At 65.2% G+C, this 16,746-nt stretch carries 16 protein-coding genes and 2 tRNA genes; 13 read left to right on the forward strand and 5 right to left on the reverse strand.

Annotated elements, in window-relative coordinates:
• Positions 1-444 precede the first annotated feature (444 nt).
• Together CXY91_RS01660 and CXY91_RS01665 are read left to right on the forward strand one after the other, a co-directional pair.
• Complete coding sequence (locus tag CXY91_RS01660) at positions 445-849, forward strand: helix-turn-helix domain-containing protein (protein WP_100959030.1); 405 nt, start codon at positions 445-447, stop codon at positions 847-849.
• 103 nt (positions 850-952) lie between these two features.
• Positions 953-1,471 (forward strand): hypothetical protein, encoded by a 519-nt coding sequence (locus CXY91_RS01665; RefSeq protein WP_100959031.1) that lies wholly within the window; start codon positions 953-955, stop codon positions 1,469-1,471.
• Here CXY91_RS01665 and CXY91_RS30490 read toward each other — a convergent pair.
• The gene (locus CXY91_RS30490; protein WP_199777327.1) at positions 1,416-1,856 is read right to left on the reverse strand and encodes a hypothetical protein; all 441 of its coding nucleotides are present in this window, start codon (positions 1,854-1,856) and stop codon (positions 1,416-1,418) included. The genes CXY91_RS01665 and CXY91_RS30490 overlap by 56 nt on opposite strands.
• Positions 1,857-2,438: 582 nt before the next feature.
• Here CXY91_RS30490 and CXY91_RS01675 point away from each other — a divergent pair.
• The 3 genes from CXY91_RS01675 (at position 2,439) to CXY91_RS01685 (ending at position 2,971) form a co-directional block, all read left to right on the forward strand.
• Positions 2,439-2,515 (forward strand) — tRNA-Pro (locus CXY91_RS01675).
• Positions 2,516-2,546: 31 nt separating this feature from the next.
• Positions 2,547-2,852 carry an ETC complex I subunit gene (locus CXY91_RS01680; RefSeq protein ID WP_100959032.1) on the forward strand — a complete coding sequence of 102 codons (306 nt, stop codon included), beginning with the start codon at positions 2,547-2,549 and terminating at the stop codon, positions 2,850-2,852.
• A 42-nt stretch (positions 2,853-2,894) separates the two neighbouring features.
• A tRNA-Arg gene (locus CXY91_RS01685) sits at positions 2,895-2,971 on the forward strand.
• A 100-nt stretch (positions 2,972-3,071) separates the two neighbouring features.
• Here CXY91_RS01685 and CXY91_RS01690 read toward each other — a convergent pair.
• The gene (locus CXY91_RS01690; protein ID WP_248307307.1) at positions 3,072-4,886 is read right to left on the reverse strand and encodes a caspase family protein; all 1,815 of its coding nucleotides are present in this window, start codon (positions 4,884-4,886) and stop codon (positions 3,072-3,074) included.
• Between the two features lie 216 nt (positions 4,887-5,102).
• On the reverse strand, positions 5,103-5,327 hold the full coding sequence (locus CXY91_RS29980; RefSeq protein WP_091829634.1) for a hypothetical protein: 225 nt from the start codon (positions 5,325-5,327) through the stop codon (positions 5,103-5,105).
• 250 nt (positions 5,328-5,577) lie between these two features.
• On the opposite strand from CXY91_RS29980, the gene CXY91_RS01695 reads away from it, so the two are divergent.
• The 3 genes from CXY91_RS01695 (at position 5,578) to CXY91_RS01705 (ending at position 8,429) form a co-directional block, all read left to right on the forward strand.
• Positions 5,578-7,266: an ArnT family glycosyltransferase gene (locus CXY91_RS01695; protein WP_248307308.1), complete on the forward strand. Its 1,689-nt coding sequence runs from the start codon at positions 5,578-5,580 to the stop codon at positions 7,264-7,266.
• Between the two features lie 66 nt (positions 7,267-7,332).
• A complete protein-coding gene (locus CXY91_RS01700; RefSeq protein ID WP_100959034.1) occupies positions 7,333-8,085 on the forward strand; it encodes a glycosyltransferase family 2 protein in 753 nt (250 codons plus the stop codon).
• Positions 8,085-8,429 (forward strand): lipid-A-disaccharide synthase N-terminal domain-containing protein, encoded by a 345-nt coding sequence (locus CXY91_RS01705; protein ID WP_091829630.1) that lies wholly within the window; start codon positions 8,085-8,087, stop codon positions 8,427-8,429. The genes CXY91_RS01700 and CXY91_RS01705 overlap by 1 nt, the downstream gene beginning before the upstream one ends.
• Before the next feature lie 9 nt (positions 8,430-8,438).
• Here CXY91_RS01705 and CXY91_RS01710 read toward each other — a convergent pair whose 3' ends face one another.
• Positions 8,439-9,146: a transporter substrate-binding domain-containing protein gene (locus tag CXY91_RS01710; protein ID WP_100959035.1), complete on the reverse strand. Its 708-nt coding sequence runs from the start codon at positions 9,144-9,146 to the stop codon at positions 8,439-8,441.
• 11 nt (positions 9,147-9,157) lie between these two features.
• Positions 9,158-10,348: a cystathionine beta-lyase gene (gene metC / locus CXY91_RS01715; RefSeq protein WP_100959036.1), complete on the reverse strand. Its 1,191-nt coding sequence runs from the start codon at positions 10,346-10,348 to the stop codon at positions 9,158-9,160.
• 273 nt (positions 10,349-10,621) lie between these two features.
• On the opposite strand from metC, the gene CXY91_RS01720 reads away from it, so the two are divergent.
• The 5 genes from CXY91_RS01720 to CXY91_RS01740 all read left to right on the forward strand — a co-directional run bounded on the left by CXY91_RS01720 (position 10,622) and on the right by CXY91_RS01740 (position 16,712).
• A complete protein-coding gene (locus tag CXY91_RS01720) occupies positions 10,622-11,647 on the forward strand; it encodes an amino acid ABC transporter substrate-binding protein (protein ID WP_091829624.1) in 1,026 nt (341 codons plus the stop codon).
• 148 nt (positions 11,648-11,795) lie between these two features.
• Positions 11,796-12,815: an amino acid ABC transporter substrate-binding protein gene (locus tag CXY91_RS01725; RefSeq protein ID WP_100959037.1), complete on the forward strand. Its 1,020-nt coding sequence runs from the start codon at positions 11,796-11,798 to the stop codon at positions 12,813-12,815.
• Positions 12,816-13,007: 192 nt separating this feature from the next.
• Positions 13,008-13,985: an amino acid ABC transporter substrate-binding protein gene (locus tag CXY91_RS01730; RefSeq protein WP_425285407.1), complete on the forward strand. Its 978-nt coding sequence runs from the start codon at positions 13,008-13,010 to the stop codon at positions 13,983-13,985.
• A gap of 146 nt (positions 13,986-14,131) precedes the next feature.
• A complete protein-coding gene (locus tag CXY91_RS01735; protein WP_244543673.1) occupies positions 14,132-15,322 on the forward strand; it encodes an amino acid ABC transporter permease in 1,191 nt (396 codons plus the stop codon).
• Positions 15,323-15,332: 10 nt separating this feature from the next.
• Positions 15,333-16,712: an amino acid ABC transporter permease gene (locus CXY91_RS01740; protein ID WP_100959038.1), complete on the forward strand. Its 1,380-nt coding sequence runs from the start codon at positions 15,333-15,335 to the stop codon at positions 16,710-16,712.
• Positions 16,713-16,746 lie beyond the last annotated feature (34 nt).

Here is a 16,746-nt window from a genome sequence, read left to right on the forward strand (position 1 = left end):
ACGCCGGTATTCTTTATTGCCGACCACGACAGCGATTGAATCGGCGTTGTCCGAGAGCACAGGGGTCTGCGCTGAGGCGGCCGTGAGCCACGCCAGTCCCATGAAGAAGAAAAAGGTTCTGAGTAGCGTTGGCATGGCCCTGTCCTAACCCTGCGTCATGCTCGCATGTCGGGCGGCGGTTGGCGAGGCGCCAAGCGAGCACTTACCTCCTCGGCCTATCGCCCCCTTTTGAACTGGTCCGGATTTGCTCGCGCGGGGACAGCCTTCTTCGTTTCAGCCGTTGGTCAGCCCGTACCGCCCGCCCTTGCGGCCGAGCTGTGTCGTCGCCTGCCGCCCTCGGATTCGTCCCTCGGCGCGCTGCAACTAGACTCAATGTTCCTATCTTAATACAACCCTGCATACGCGTGCGATTGAACGCGTGCGGTCAAATCGGCGGGGGCATAGGTGACAAAGGCGATCGACCCAACCGACGTCCTCGTCGGACGCCGCGTGCGGCTGCAGCGTATGAGCCTGGGCATGTCCCAAACAAAGCTGGCTGAAGCGCTAGGCCTGACCTTTCAACAGGTGCAGAAATACGAAAGAGGGGTCAATCGTATCGGCGCGAGCCGCCTCGAACAGATCGCCAGGATACTCGGCGTGCCGGCAGGTTTTTTCTTCGAGGGCATTGTTGAAGAGCAGGGCGATGGGGCAGGAGAGGCCGCTGCAATCTCCACATTCCTCGCCACGGCCGAAGGCGTTCAGCTGATCAAAGCTTTCCTGCGCCTCTCGAACCCGTCTGTCCGCCGGAGCATCATAACGCTCGTCGAGGATGTTGCAGCGGCGGAACCTTCCACTGAGGTTGCAAGCTAGCAATTAGTTCAAATTGCAATAATTCGAGGTCGCCTCTTAATTGCACGCTTGGGTTGTCTGAACGGCCAAGGTCCGTCACACCGCAGCCCTGGGGGGAATTGTCATGGCGCAAGCACTCGCAGGCGTCGACAGGTGGCTTGTGTCCGGAGATGTGGGTATCAGCCTGGGTAGCTGGCGCTGGGATCTCGCGACCGGTCTGGTGGTTGCCGAGCGGCGCCTGGCCGAAGTGTTCGGTGTCGACCCCAGCGAGGCGGAGAAGGGCGCGCCGCTTGCCGTCTTCGCAGAAGCAATCGATAGCCGGGATCGCAAGGAGTTCGATCGACGGATAAGGCGCGCGATCGAGACGCGCCAGGACCTCCATTTGCTGTACCGCATACCCCAGCGTTTCGGGCCGGCGCTCTGGGTGGTCGGCACAGGCTCGGTCGTCGACGACAATCGGGCCTTCATGGGCACGGTGACGCTGCTTTGGGACGGCGACTCCGCGCTGCTCGATGCAGCAGCGTCCCTCGTCATCACGGCAACGAAAATTGCAGAGACGTTGGGCCATCGCGATCTCGTCCATTTCCTCAGAATGGCCCTGTTTGAGATGGCCACGATCGGCAGGGGCAGCCATGCGGGATGAGGCGGACGACTTGCTCGATCTCACCAAAGACGCCGTTGCAATCATCGGCATCTGAAAGGGCGACCTCGTCTGGGCAATTCACCATCAATTCGATCGTACTGGCGATCGGGATGGGTTTGACATCGCCATGGAGAGCGCCATCAAGGCGCGGTGGTGGCTCGAGCGGGCTGCGCGCATTCTGAGGGATTTGCCGCCAACGTTGCTGAATACGAGCCGGGGCGTTGCTCCGGAGCGGGCTGGCGATGCCGTTCTGGACGACCAGACCAGAGCGTTGCTCGATTGCTATGTCGAAAGCGACGGCGAGGTCAGGAGGCACATCGCTGTCACGCTCGCCGCCGTCCGCCGGGACAATATGCGTCCTCTTCAAGGTCGCGGCATACCTCATCCCACCATCCCCATCCGATCGCAGCCTTAACCTGCTCTCCAAATAGAGCTGGAGGGCGATGCTCCGAGATGAGGGGGCGCCAAACAGGCCAGAGATGGCGGTGATCGCCTTGGCCTTTCGCTCCGCCATGGGCAACGCTGGCGACCGAGTAGGGCTGGCAGGGGCAAGAGCCTGTCCAAACAGGTCGGTCGTCGGGCCATCCTGCAAGTCTGAGCGCAAGGCTCCAGCCACCGATCCCGGCGAAGAAATGACACTGGGTGTAGCCGTTGAGGTCGCCCGGGTGGACGTCTGCGATGCTTCTTTCGTCAACGTCGCCTGGCGCAATGTGGCCTCCTGCGATCAGGTTGCGGAGCCACTGCGCCGCATCGGGGTCGATCTCGTTGTAGTAGGCGCGCGCCTCACCCATGTCGGCTCTCCTCCCTGTTCGGAGAGGAGGGGCAGAGCAAGAACAGGGCGGGGAATTTCGCGGGAACTTTCGGTTCCCAAACGTTCCCAGCGGTGCTATTCCGTTCCGCGTCGCTCCGGTTTTGAGATGGGCCGGGCGATACGATTAGCGAGTGTTTTGATGCACTTGCGAGGCGGCGGGGTATAGCGCAGCCCGGTAGCGCATCTGCTTTGGGAGCAGAGGGTCCCAGGTTCGAATCCTGGTGCCCCGACCATTTTGGGCTTTGCCGGAAGGCGAGGGGGAGCATGACGGCACGCATCTATTCGCCGGCCCGCAATGCGATGCAGTCCGGCACGGCCAAGACCGGCCGCTGGCTGCTGGAATACGAGCCCGAGCGGCCGCGCGAGATCGAGCCGCTGATGGGCTGGACCTCGTCGGGCGACATGAAGAGCCAGCTCAGGCTCTGGTTCGACACGGCCGAGGAGGCTGTCGCCTACGCGACGCGCAACGGTATCGCCTACCGCCTCGAGCAGCCGCATCAGGCCAAGCGCCGCGCCATGACCTATTCGGACAATTTCAAGTTCAACCGCGTCGGCCAGTGGACGCATTGAAGTTCAAGTGAGCGGCAGACACCAAGTCAGCCGCTCCCTTCAGGGCCCGTAGCTCAGCTGGATAGAGCAGCAGCCTTCTAAGCTGCTGGTCACAGGTTCGAATCCTGTCGGGCTCGCCATTGTTGTCGCTCAGTTGTCTGCTCCGATTGGGGCAAAATCACCTCGCCCGCCGTCGGGGCCCGACATGGTGATCAGGAGCGCCGCCGCGCGGATGGGCGCTTATCTCGCGGTTATTTCGACATAGTTTTTGTGAACCCAACCCGAGCGGCACGGGCCGGAATACGTCGCGCGGCCCGCTGACTTCACAGTCAGATTCGCTCGACACTCTTGAAGCGACTGGCCACGATTCGCGTAGACGATGGCGTGCCACGGGCCGATCGTGTTGCAGATGATCAGTCGGTCGCCGTTGTAGACACGGTCGGTCTCGAAATAGCCGCTGCCGCCCGGCCCGGATCGCACGGACAGGAACCCGCTCTTCGGGTCTTCCGGACGACGTGGCCCGAGTTTCACGACGATGCCCTGGGACGTGCAGGCCTCGGAGCGCGTATCGGGCGCTGGCTTGGCGTCTGCGGGAGCCCCGGCTTCGATTTGCATCTGACCGGGGGCGTAGCGCGCATTGGCCGCCGCGGTCGGCGCATGGCCGGCACCAGTTTGCCTGGCGGATTGGACCAGCGCAGCCCGTGCGGCAAAAGCTTCCGTCGCCAGCCTGCCTTCGGGATGGGCCTTGAGAAAGCGGTCCAGCGCTTCGATCGTCCCCGCCGCCTTCGCTTCGGCGAGGGCGAGGGCCGGATTACTGGTCACGGTCGGCTGTGCTGCCGATCCGAGTCCTTGCGGCTTAGCTTGCGTGTCCTCCGGCCTGGTCGCTGCGACCGGATCCTTGCCCAGATAGCCGAGCGCCAATTGCCGGTAGGCACAGATCCGGTTGCAGGCGTCGAGATAGGCCTGGTATTTGCCCTCGGCGCCGAACTGCCGCCAGCTCTCGTCGTCTTTGGCCGCCTCGGCGTTGCGCTGCCGTTGCAGCAGCCGATCCATCGCCTGCTGCCGATAGGCACAGGGGGGCGTGCATTGCGCGACATAGCGCTCGAGGGCCTCGCGCGAGCCGTCGGCCGTCGCGCTGTGCCAGCGCGCCTCGTCCTGTGCGCTTTCGAAGCTGCGGCGGATGGTGGCCGACGGCTCGACGGCCGGCAGCGACAGGTTGGCGATGTCGAATTCGGGCTTCTGCTCGCGCCCGCTGTCGCGCCGCGCGGCCGTCTCGACCTCGCGGACGACATAGGATTGCAGCTCGGCCCAGCCGATCCGCCTATCGCTGCCGGCCTGCGCCAGCCCGGCGGCGCCCATCAGGAAGCGGCTGGTGAACAGGCCGAGCTTCTGGTTGGCGTCCCAATTGGCCGGAGTCGTGCCTGAGGTCGCGACCAGCTTGATGATGCCGCCGCCTGTACGCGGCTTGGCCGGGGTAAAACCTGGCGCCGAGACCGCGAGCAGGCTCTCGCCCTTGCGCCCGGTCTCGCCGGTGAAGCAGGCGTCGATCATCACGATCAGCTGCCGCTGCGCTCCGATCTTCTGCCGCACCAGTTCGAGGTTCCGATACAGCGTCTGCAGGGCATAGCCGCTTTCGCTGGCGTTCGGGCTGCCGTCCTGCGGCAACAGGAAGGGCTGCCGCGTGGCGAGGTCCGGCACGCCATGGCCGGAATAATAGACGAAGACGTTGGAGCGCCCTTCGACCGCGCTGCGCCAGAGCTTGCCGCCCTGCGGATTGGCCTCGCTGCCAAACATCTGGGTCAGCTCGCCCAGCGTCGCATCCTTCAACAGGAAGACGTTCTGCTCGCGGAAGCGCAGCCCGCGGACGAGATAGTCGCGGATCGCCTCCGCATCGTTATGGGCGAAGTCGACCGTGCTGGTCTGCTTGTAGTCGCGGTTGCCGATCACCACCGCGATCGAATCCGAATTGTCGTCCAGGATGCGTGCCGGCTCCGCCATGGCCGCCGGCGCGGCAAAGCCGAGCATGAACGCAAGAAGGGTGAAGATTCGAGCCATGATCATGGTCGAATGACGGTGGCGCCTGCTCATCGCGTCCTGGATCACCTAGGCTCGGCTGCCACATTGGCTGGGGCAGAGTAGGCTGCTGTGAAGACGAACGCTGCAGATACTAAGTGGCAAATTCTGCTTTGGCGAGCTTGCCGCGGGCCGGCGATGACGCAAACGAGGTCGGCGCCGGCTTCCGTTCAGAGGGGCCGTCGATGCCTCGCAGCGTCACTCCTGCGCCTCGTCGCGGCGCAGCTCGAAGGCGAGCATGGCGTCCGCCAGCGCTTCCAGTTCGCGCTCTTTCTCCTTGCTGTCGGGCGCGGCGTTGAGCTCGGCCACGCGCTGCTGGGCGCGCTCATAGTCTTCATCGGTGTGAACGGCGATCGGCATCTTCATCGTGCTCCTGCCCTCCTGATATGTGGCCTTGCGACCTGCGGCGCGCACGGCGCGCAAGCGAACCTCTTCCGGATGTGGGGGGCGAGAGCTGGTTTTGCCATGTTCGGAACAAACTTGGCCCCGAATGCCAACCTGCCAGGGCTCGCGGCGGGGGCCTTGCGTCACTGCGGATTGCGCCTGCGCGCTTGCCGCGAGCGATGCGAGGCCGTAAACGCGCCGCGGCCAACCCGATTGACTGTCCACGTGTCCGCTGCCCATGAGGGTAGGGCCATGCATGGTTTCGGCTGCAAGGCTGCAAGGAGTGTCGATGATCTCGCTCGGCTCCGGTCTCGACCGGCTCGCTAGCTTCGCGTCCGCGAGCCATCGGCGCGCCTGCCTGCTGCTCGTCCTGTTGTCGCTGGCGGCGTTCCTGCCGGGCTTCGCCAGCCTGCAGCCTTTCGACCGCGACGAGCCGCGCTTCGCCCAGGCCAGCAAGCAGATGCTGGAGACGCGCGACTTCGTCGACATCCGCTTCCAGGACGAGGCGCGGCACAAGAAGCCGGTCGGCATCTATTGGCTGCAAGCGGCGAGCGTTGCCGCCGGCGAGGCGCTCGGCGTGCCGCAGGCCCGGACCACGATGTGGCTCTATCGGCTGCCCTCGCTCATCGGCGCCGTCGCGACCGTGCTGCTGACCTATTGGGCGCTCCTCGCTTTCGTCGGCGCCCGTCTTGCGCTTCTCGGCGGGGCCATGATGGCCGCTTGCGTGCTACTCGGCGTCGAGGCGCGTTTCGCCAAGACCGACGCGCTGCTCGCCGCCTGCGCGGTCGCGACCATGGGCGCACTCGCCCGCGCCTGGCTCGACTGGACACGTTCGCTCGCTTTCGTGCCGAGCCGCTGGAACTGGCTGGTGTTCTGGTCGGCGACGGCGCTCGGCCTGCTGCTCAAGGGGCCGATCGTGCCGATGGTCTGGGGCCTGGCGATGATCGTGCTTGCTATCCGCGAGCGCTCGCTACGCTGGTTCGCGCCGCTGCGTCCGGGGCTCGGCCTGCTGCTCTGCCTCATCGTCGTGCTGCCCTGGTTCGTCGCCATCGCGATCAAGACCGGCGGCGATTTCTTCGCCGAGAGCGTCGGCAAGGACATGCTCGCCAAGGTCGGCGAGGGGCAGGAGAAGCATTGGGGGCCGCCCGGCCTCTATCTGCTGCTGTTCTTCGGCACCTATTGGCCCGCGGCCGCGCTCGCTTCGATGGCCATCCCCTTCGCCTGGGTGAAGCGTCGCGAGCCGCAGATCCTGTTCCTGCTCGCCTGGATCGTGCCGTCCTGGATTGTCTTCGAAGCCGTGCCGACCAAGCTGCCGCACTACGTGCTGCCGCTCTATCCGGCGATCACGGCGCTGCTCCTGCTCGCTCTGGTCAACGGCGGCATCAACCGCTTGCGCCGTGGTTCCGACCTGACCGCCTTCCTCGTCGTCGCCGTGCCGGCGGCACTGGTCGGCGTGCTGCTCTACGGCACCTGGACGCTCGACCGGACCTTGCCCTGGCTCGCCTTGCCGGTTCTGGCGCTGGCGCTCATCGTCGCCTTCCGCAGCTTCCTGGCGTATCGCGAGGGGGCCTTCGAGGGCGCGCTCTGGCGTGGCGTGGTCGCGAGCCTGCTGCTTGGCGCCGGCGTCTACGGCCTAGCCGCGCCGAGCCTACGCGGCCTCAAGCTCTCGCCGCGGCTGGCGGAGGCGGTGCAGGCCGTCACCTGTGCGAATCCCGAGGTCATGACCGTCGGCTATCGCGAGCCGAGCCTCGTCTTCCTGGTCGGCACCAATCTGCGCATGGGGGCGGACGGCAGCATCGCCGCCTCGTTCCTGCGCGAACCCGGTTGCCGAGTCGCGCTGGTCGAGAGCCGTTTCCTCGACGGTTTCCGGCAGGGACTTGCTGCCTCTGGCGTGGCGCCGCGGCTGCTGACCACGATCTCCGGCTTCAACCTCAACGGGGGCAAGCCCATCGCGATGAGCGTCTATGTCCGTGAGTGATCGACGCTTGCCCCATCGCGGCGCTTGACGCAGTTTGCGCGCCGCCATGCAGAAAGACTTCAATCCGTGACCGAACCCGTGCCTTCAGACGGCCAGCTGCGTATCAGCATCGTCGTGCCCGTGCGCAACGAACAGGGCAACATCGCCCCGCTCGTCGGCGACATCGAGACGGCCTGCGCTGGCATCGGTGCCTTCGAGCTGATCTACGTCGATGACGGCTCCAGCGACGGCACCGCTGCGGCGCTCGCCGCGCTTTCGCCGACGCGGCCCTGGCTGCTGGTCGTCCGCCATGCCGAGTCCTGCGGCCAGTCGGCGGCGGTGCGCAGCGGGGTGAGGGCGGCGAGGGCACCCATCGTCGCGACGCTCGACGGCGACGGCCAGAACGACCCGGCCTTCATCCCGGCGATGCTGGCGCAGATCGAGGCGGCTGGCCCCTCGGCCGGCCTGGTCCAGGGCCAGCGAGTCGGCCGCAAGGATACCGGGTTCAAGCGCATGCAATCGCGGATCGCCAACAAGGTCCGCGGCGCCATCCTCAGGGACGGCACGCGCGACACCGGCTGCGGCCTGAAATGCTTCCGGCGCGAGACGTATCTGGCGCTGCCCTATTTCGACGCGCTGCATCGCTTCATGCCGGCGCTGGTCGTGCGCGAAGGCTTCGCCGTCCTGCATCACGACGTGCGCGACCGCCAGCGCCTGACCGGCGTCTCGAACTATGGCTTCTTCGACCGGCTCTGGGTCGGCATCCTCGATCTTGCCGGGGTCTGGTGGCTGATCAGGCGCCGCAAGCGCGTGCCGCAGATCGTGACGGAGGCGCGCTGATGCTCATCGACCTGCAGAACATGATCGGGACCTATTTTCACGACGTCTTCGTCAACAATGTCGATTGGTGGGTGCTGCTCGGCGTGGTCGCGCAGGGCCTGTTCACCATGCGCTTCGTGGTGCAGTGGCTCGCCAGCGAGAAGGCGCAGCGCTCGGTCGTGCCGATGACGTTCTGGTGGTTCTCGATCGGCGGCGGCATGCTGCTGCTGATCTACGCGCTCTACCGCCGCGACCCGGTCTTCATTCTCGGCCAGGGCTTCGGCGTGTTCGTCTACCTGCGCAATCTGCAATTCGTGCTGCGGGCCAGGGCGCGCGGCGAGGACACGAATTCCGGGCCGGGCTGAGGCGAGACGTCAGTATTCGCCGGCAGGGAAGCCGTGCCGCGTCATCATGGCGCGGTGCCAGTCGCCGCCGACGAGTCTTTCGAGGGCGGCACTGAAGCGCTCCCGCAGCGTGGCGTGTTGCTTGCCGAAGGCGAAAGCTCCGGCGGCTGGTGTGCTTTCGCTGGTGGGCACGGCCACGACCGTCAAGTCTGCATCGGGCTGGCGGGCGAGGTAGCCGCGATGGGCCATGGCCACGCTGGCATAGGCATCGGCCTGGCCGGTTCTGACCGCTGCTACGGCCTCCTCCTGCGTCGCGACGCGGATCAGCCGCTCCGGCGCAATGCCGGCAGCGAGCCCGGCTTGCTCCTGAACCTGCCCGCCGACGACGACGAGGCGGACGCCGGCGACCGCGACGGCGTGGTAGCCTGTCAGCAGCCCACGATCGGCTGACCGGACCAGCAGCCCGTCGGCAAGCGCCCAGACGGGGCGGCTGAAATCGACGAGACGCCGGCGCTCTGTCGTGACGAAGTGCGGCGTGGTCACTGTCCAGCGTCCGCTGGCGAGCCCGGGCAGCAGCTCGGCGAATGTCGTCAGCTGCTGCTCGAACGTCGTGATCCCGAGCGTCCGAAAAGCCGCCGTCACCAGCTCGACGTCGCAGCCTTGCGCTGTGCCGCCCGACGCCGGCCAGCAGAAAGGCGGCTCGTCGAGGTAGGCGAAGACGATCGGCCGTCCGGACATCGAGGCGGCGCTCAGCTTGCCGCCCTCAGGCGCGCGAAGCCGGCGTCGAGATCCTCCTTCAGGTCTTCGAGATCCTCGAGCCCGATATGGAGACGGATCGTCGGGCCCTTGAAGCCGGGCTTGGTCGCGGTGCGATAGCGCTTGCAGTCGAAGGGCAGCACCAGGCTCTCGTAGCCGCCCCAGGATGCGCCCATGCCGAACAGGGCGAGCCCGTCGAGCATGGCTGCGACCGCCTTCATCGAGACGGGCTCGAGCTCGATCGTGAACAGCGAGCAGGCGCCGGTGAAGTCGCGCTTCCAGATGGCGTGGCCGGGATCGCTGGGCAAGGCCGGGTGGATCACGCGGGCGACCTCGGGACGTGCCGCCAGCCAGTTCGCCATCTCCAGGCCGGCAGGCTGCTGCTCCTTCAGTCTGACGGCCATGGTGCGGATGCCGCGCAGCGTCAGATAGGCGTCCTCGGCGGCGATGATCACGCCGAGCGCGTCCCAGGTCAGCTTGAGCTGGGCATAGATTTCCGCCGTGCGTGCCGAGACCGTGCCGATCAGCACGTCGGAATGCCCGGCGTAGTATTTCGTCCCGGCCTGGACCGAAACGTCGACGCCGAACTTGTGCGCGTCGAAGAAGAGCGGCGTCGCCCAGGTGTTGTCCATCATCACCATGATGTCGCGGGCATGCGCCGCGGCCACGATCGCCGGGATGTCCTGGACCTCCAGGGTCTGGGAACCCGGCGATTCCGTCCAGACCGCCCTTGTGTTCGGCTTGAACAGCTCCGCGATGCCTTCGCCGATCAGCGGGTCGTAATAGGTGACCTCGACACCGTAGCGCGGCAGCATCCGCTCGCAGAAATTGCGCATCGGATGGTAGACGCTGTCGGTCACGAGGAAATGGTCGCCCGCCCTCAGGAAGGCGAGCGTGGGCAAGGTGCAGGCGAGCAGGCCGGACGAGCAGGCGAGCACGCCGGCGCCGCCCTCCATCGTATCGGCGGCGGCCAGAAGCGCATCGATCGTCGGGCTGCCTGCAGTGCCGTAGCTGTAGCGCGCCTTGCGGACGAGGAAATCCTCGGTGTTCGGATAGACAACCGTCGAGCCGCGAACGATCGGCGGGTTGACGAAACCATAGCTGTCGGATGGATCGCGGCCGGCGAGGGCAAGCCGGGTCTTCTCGCGGAGCTGCGCGAATTCGGGCTTTGACAGCTTTTTCATGGGGCGGGAGACGAGCCTGGGCGGGACCGGAATGGGGCAGGTTGTGGCCGCACTTGACCACCCCCCGAAAGTCGCATGTGATGTTGGCCGTGAAAAGAGGCAGATATACCAGCTGCCCTTGCTTGACGCTCATGCGTGGCTCTGGCAATCGGCCAGCGCCGAGCTTCGCATAAGTTTTGGGCATCGAACGGGGCAGCAAGTCGCGACGATGCGAGGGGACCGGCACGTTCCGGCCGGCAAACGCCGGCAGGGCCATCAATGGGAGACATCGATATGAAGAAATTCATGGCAGCCGCGGTCGCCGGGTTCGGCTTCGCGCTGGCCGCGGCGAGCGCACAGGCGCAGGCGCCGCAAACCCTCGCTCAGGTCAAGAGCAGAGGCATGCTGAACTGCGGCTCCAACACCGGCCTCGCCGGCTTCGGCGTGCCGGACGGGCAGGGCAACTGGACCGGCCTCGACGTCGAGTTCTGCCGCGCCATCGCCGCCACGGTCTTCAACGACCCGACCAAGGTGAAGTTCATCCCGCTCTCGGCCAAGGACCGCTTCACGGCCCTGCAGTCGGGCGAGGTCGACGTGCTCGTGCGCAACTCGACCTGGACGATGTCGCGCGACACCGCGCTCGGCCTGCAGTTCACCGGCGTCAACTATTATGACGGCCAGGGCTTCATGATCCGCAAGAAGCTCGGCGTGACCTCGGCGCTGCAGCTCAACGGCGCCTCGGTCTGCACCCAGCAGGGCACCACGACCGAGCTCAACCTCGCCGACTTCTTCCGCGCCAATAACCTGAAGTACGAAGTCGTCGCCTTCGCGAGTGCGGACGAGACGGTCAAGGCGTATGATTCCGGCCGCTGCGATGCCTTCACCACCGACGCCTCGGGCCTCTACGCCGAGCGCCTGAAGCTGACCGCGCCGGACGATCACATGGTTCTGCCCGAGATCATCTCGAAGGAGCCGCTCGGCCCGTCGACCCGCAACAATGACAGCCAGTGGTTTGGCCTGGTGAAGTGGGTCCACTATGCCATGCTGAACGCCGAGGAACTCGGCGTGACCAAGGCGAACGTCGACGAGATGCTGAAGTCGAGCAACCCCGAGATCAAGCGCCTGCTCGGCACCGAGGGCAAGTTCGGCGAGAGCATCGGCCTCACGACAGACTGGGCCTATCGGATCATCAAGCATGTCGGCAATTACGGCGAAAGCTTCGAGCGGAACGTCGGCCAGGGCTCGCTGCTGAAGATCGCCCGCGGCCAGAACGCGCTGTGGACCAAGGGCGGCCTGCAATACGCGCCGCCGGTCCGCTAAGGGCCCATGCGGGGCGGGCGCTTCAGCGTCCGCCCCGATTCTTTTCCAGGGGACTGGACAAGGTGGTTTGCGGGACCGGGCTGGGTACGGCCCGCTCGCCTACCGATCGAGAACGGGACGAACCCGTTCCGCCAGATAGGGGACATGCATGGTCAGGATCATCAGCGCGGCGCTGTTCGCCGTCGCGGCGTTGCTCGGCTCCGCGAGCGCGCAGGCGCAGCAGACCCTCGCTCAGATCAAGAGCAGGGACGTCCTGAACTGTGGCTCCAACACCGGCCTGATCGGCTTCGGCGCGCCAGATCCGCAGGGCAACTGGAGCGGCCTCGACGTCGAATATTGCCGCGCCATCGCCGCCGCGATCTTCAATGATCCGAGCAAGGTGAAGTTCATCCCGCTCTCGGCCAATGACCGCTTCAAGGCGCTCCTGGCCGGCGAGGTCGATGTCCTCGTGCGCAATTCGACCTGGACGATCAGCAACGACACGCCGCCAGGCCTGCTCTTCACCAACGTCAACTATTACGATGGCCAGGGCCTGATGGTGCGCCGCAAGCTTGGCGTCATGTCGGTGATGCAACTGGCCGGCGCCTCGATCTGCGTGCAGCGCGGCACGACGACCGAGCTCAATCTCGTCGACTTCTTCAAGACCAATAATCTGCGCCACACGATCGTGTCCTTCGACACCGGTCCGGAGACGTTGAAGGCGTACGATGCCGGCCGTTGCGACGCCTTCACCACGGACGCCTCGTCGCTCTATTCCGAGCGCCTGAAGCTGACCGTGCCGGACGACCACATGGTCCTCGTCGAGATCATCTCGAAGGAGCCGCTCGGCCCGCTGACCCGCGACAACGATTCGCAATGGTTCAAGCTGGTGCGCTGGGTCCATTTCGCCATGTTGAATGCCGAGGAGCTTGGCGTGACCAGGGCCAATGTCGACCAGATGCGGGCCTCGACCAACCCTGAGATCAGGCGCCTGCTCGGCATCGACGGCAAGTTCGGCGAAGGCCTCGGCCTGACGGTCGACTGGGCCTACCGGATCGTCAAGCATATCGGCAATTACGGCGAGAGCTTCGAACGGACCGTCGGCAGCCGTTCGGTGTTGAGGATGTCGCGCGGCCAGAACGCGCTCTGGACCAAAGGGGGCTTGCAATATGCGCCGCCGATCCGGTGAGGTTCCTGCGACGTAGGCGCCGACGGATCGGCGGGGTGGTTTGTCCGGGAGAATGGAAAGGAGAGGGCGGCCGGTGGGGACTGGCCTGGAGCTTGCTAGCTAATCGAGAGCGGGAAAACCCGTTCCGCCAAACAGGGGACAACAACAATGAAACAGATCATTGGCGCGGCGCTCATCGCCGTCTCCGCCGCCATGTGCGCGAGCGGAGCGCTGGCCCAGTCGCCTACTCTGGCGCAGGTCAAGAATCGCGGCATCCTGCACTGCGGCTCCGGCACGGGTCTCGCCGGTTTCGGCATCCCTGACCAGCAGGGTAACTGGAGCGGCATGGATGTGGACGTCTGCCGCGCCGTCGCCTCGGCCATCTTCAACGATCCGACCAAGGTCAAGTTCATCCCGCTCTCGGCCAAGGACCGCTTCACCTCGCTGCAGTCGGGTGAGGTCGATCTGCTGTCGCGCACGACGACCTGGACGCTCTCGCGCGACACCGCGCTCGGCCTGAACTTCGCCGGGGTCAACTATTATGACGGCCAGGGCTTCATGGTGCGCAAGAAGCTCGGTATCGATTCCGTGCTGAAGCTCGCCGGCGCCTCGATCTGCACCCAGCAGGGCACCACGACCGAACTCAACCTCGCGGACTATTTCCGCAGCAACAAGATCAAGTACGAGGTCGTCGCCTTCGCCTCCAACCAGGAGACGGTCAAGGCCTACGAGTCCGGCCGCTGCGACGCCTTCACCACCGATGCCTCCGGCCTCTACGCCGAGCGCCTGACGCTCTCGACTCCGGAAGACCACATGGTGCTGCCGGAAATCATCTCGAAAGAACCGCTCGGCCCGGTTGTGCGCCATGGCGACGATGTCTGGCTCGATATCGTCAAATGGTCGCTCTTCGCCATGATCAATGCCGAGGAGCTGGGCATAACCAAGGCCAATGCCGACGAAATGCTCAAATCCGACAACCCGGAGATCAAGCGTTTCGTAGGCACCGAAGGCAAGTTCGGCGAGCCGATGGGCCTGGCCAATGATTGGGCCTATCGGATCGTCAAGCATGTCGGCAATTACGGCGAGAGCTTCGAGCGCAATGTCGGCTCCGGCTCGCTCCTCAAGATCGCGCGCGGCCAGAACGCACTCTGGAGCAAGGGCGGCCTGCAATACGCGCCGCCGATCCGCTGAGAAACACCAATGCGCGGCATCCACCGCGTATTGATCCTTGAAGCTGTCTTGTTCCGGCGAACCGGATAACAATACCGGCCGGCAGCCATCCGCTTAAGGGTGGTTGCCGGACCCTCGGTCGCCAAAACTCGAAAAGGGCGTCAGACGTGTCGATTACTTCCGCAGAGATCAAGCCGGGCAAGGCCTCGCTGCTCTACGACCCGAAGATCCGGGGCTATGCCTATCAGTTCCTGCTGCTCGCCGTGGTGGGCTTCCTGATCTGGTCGGCCGCCTCGAACGCGATCGAGAACCTGCGGGCGCAGAAGATCGCCTCCGGCTTCGGCTTTTGGCACAACGCCTCCGGCTTCGACGTCAACCAGAAGCTGATTCCGTACGACGCCTCGACCGGCACCTACGGGCGCGCCTTCTGGGTCGGCCTGCTGAACACGCTGCTCGTCGCCTCGATCGGCATCGTGCTCTCGACCTTCCTCGGCTTCTTCGTCGGTGTCGCCCGGCTGTCGAGCAACTGGATCGTCTCGAAGATCGCGATGATCTATGTCGAGGTGATCCGCAATGTGCCGCTGCTGCTGCAGCTGTTCTTCTGGTACAATGCGGTGCTGAAGCCACTGCCCAATCCGCGCCAGTCGATCGTGCTGCCGGCCGGCTTCCTGCTCAACAACCGCGGCCTCTATGTGCCCGATCCGCAGTTCGGCCCCGGCGGCAACCTGATCATCTGGGCGTTTCTGATCGGCCTCGTCGCCACCTTCGTTTTCCGGTCCTGGGCCCGCAAGCAGCAGGCCGCGACCGGCAAGCAATATCCCATCGGCCTCGTCGCCCTCGGCCTGATCGTGGTCCTGCCGACGCTGGTCTATTTCGTCACCGGTCGGCCGATCTCCTTCGTCTATCCGGAGCTCGCCGGCTTCAATCTGCGCGGCGGCATCCAGATCTTCCCGGAGTTCGTCGCGCTGCTGGTGGGCCTGACGACCTACACCGCCGGCTTCATTGCCGAAGTGGTCCGCGCCGGCATCCTCGCCGTATCCAAAGGCCAGACCGAGGCAGCCAATGCGCTCGGCCTGCGAGCGGGGCCGACGCTCAAGCTCGTCGTCATTCCGCAGGCGATGCGGGTGATCATCCCGCCGCTGACCTCGAACTATCTCAACCTGACCAAGAACTCTTCGCTGGCGGTGGCGATCGGCTATCCCGATCTCGTCCAGGTCTTCACCGGCACGGTGCTGAACCAGACCGGCCAGGCGGTCGAGGTCGTCGCCATCACCATGGCGGTCTATCTGACCATTTCGCTGGTCACGTCTCTGTTTATGAACATCTACAACAAGCGCATGGCGCTGGTGGAACGGTGAGGGCGCCCCGATGACCGACGCAACCACCGAAATGGCTCCCTACGCCTTCGTCCGCAAGGAAACGCTGGAGCAACAGCCGGCGCCGCTCTCCGTCGCCGGGCCGCTCGCCTGGGTCAGGCAGCATTTGCTCTCCAGCCCGCTCAACATCGCGTTGACGCTGCTTGGCCTCTACCTCGTGATCGATACGGTGCCGGGGCTGGTCAGGTTCTATTTCCTCGACGCCGTCTGGTCCGGCACCAGCCGCGACGCCTGCCTCGCCGAGAAGGTCGGCCGGCCCGTCGGCGCGTGTTGGGCCTATATCGCCGACCGTTTCCAGTACTTCATCTACGGTTCCTACCCGATCGCGCAGCGCTGGCGCGTGAACATCGTCTTCGCCATGTTCGCGCTCGGCGTGGCCTGGTTGCTCTGGACCAATGCACCGAAGAAGAAGCTCGGCATCTTCTTCTTCTTCGTGCTGATGCCGATCTCGGCCTATGTGCTGCTGCTCGGCGGCGCCGGCGCCGAACGCTTCCTTAGCTTCTGCCTGACGCTGACGCTGGCGCTCGCCGCGCTCTACGTCATCCTGTCCTTCGTGCCGCAGCTCGTCCGGTTCTATATTGGCGGCGCAGCGCTGGCGGTCGTAGAGCAACTCCCGATCTGGAAGCGCTTCTTCGGGCCGAAGCAGCTCGTGCTGTTCGCGCTCGTCGTCTTCGGCTTCCTGAGCCTGCTCGCGGGCAGCCCCGGGCTGCCCAGGGTCGATACAGGCCTCTGGGGCGGCATGACCGTGACCTTCCTGATCGCGGCGGTCGGCATCGTCTTCTCGCTGCCGCTTGGCGTCGTCCTTGCGCTCGGCCGGCGCTCCAAGCTGCCGATCATCCAGCTGCTCTCGGTGATCTTCATCGAGTTCGTCCGCGGCGTGCCGCTGATCACCGTGCTGTTCATGGCCAACACCATGCTGCCGCTGTTCGTGCCGCAGGAATATTCACCGGACCGGTTGCTGCGCCCGCTGGTAGGCGTCGCGCTCTTCGCGGCCGCCTATATGGCGGAGGTGGTGCGCGGCGGCCTGCAGGCCATGCCCAAGGGCCAGTACGAGGGCGCGATGTCGCTCGGCCTCGGCTATTGGAGCATGATGCGGCTGATCGTCTTGCCTCAGGCGCTGCGGATCGTGATCCCGGGCATCGTCAACACCTTCATCGGGCTATTCAAGGACACGACGCTGGTCACCATCGTCGGCATCTTCGATTTCCTGCGTACCATCGAGGCGACCCTGGTCGATCCGACCTGGGCGACGCCGACCACCCGCGCGACGGGCTATGCATTCGCTGCTGTTTTCTATTTCCTGTGTTGCTGGGGCATGTCTCGCTACTCGATCGCGGTCGAGAAGCGGCTCGCCGCCGGCCAGAAGCGTTGAGGGGATCAAATCATGGCTATGGCAGAAACCACCA

Origin of the sequence: Allobosea sp. FBZP-16 (assembly GCF_002831785.1) — a bacterium.
GTDB lineage: Bacteria > Pseudomonadota > Alphaproteobacteria > Rhizobiales > Beijerinckiaceae > Allobosea > Allobosea lupini.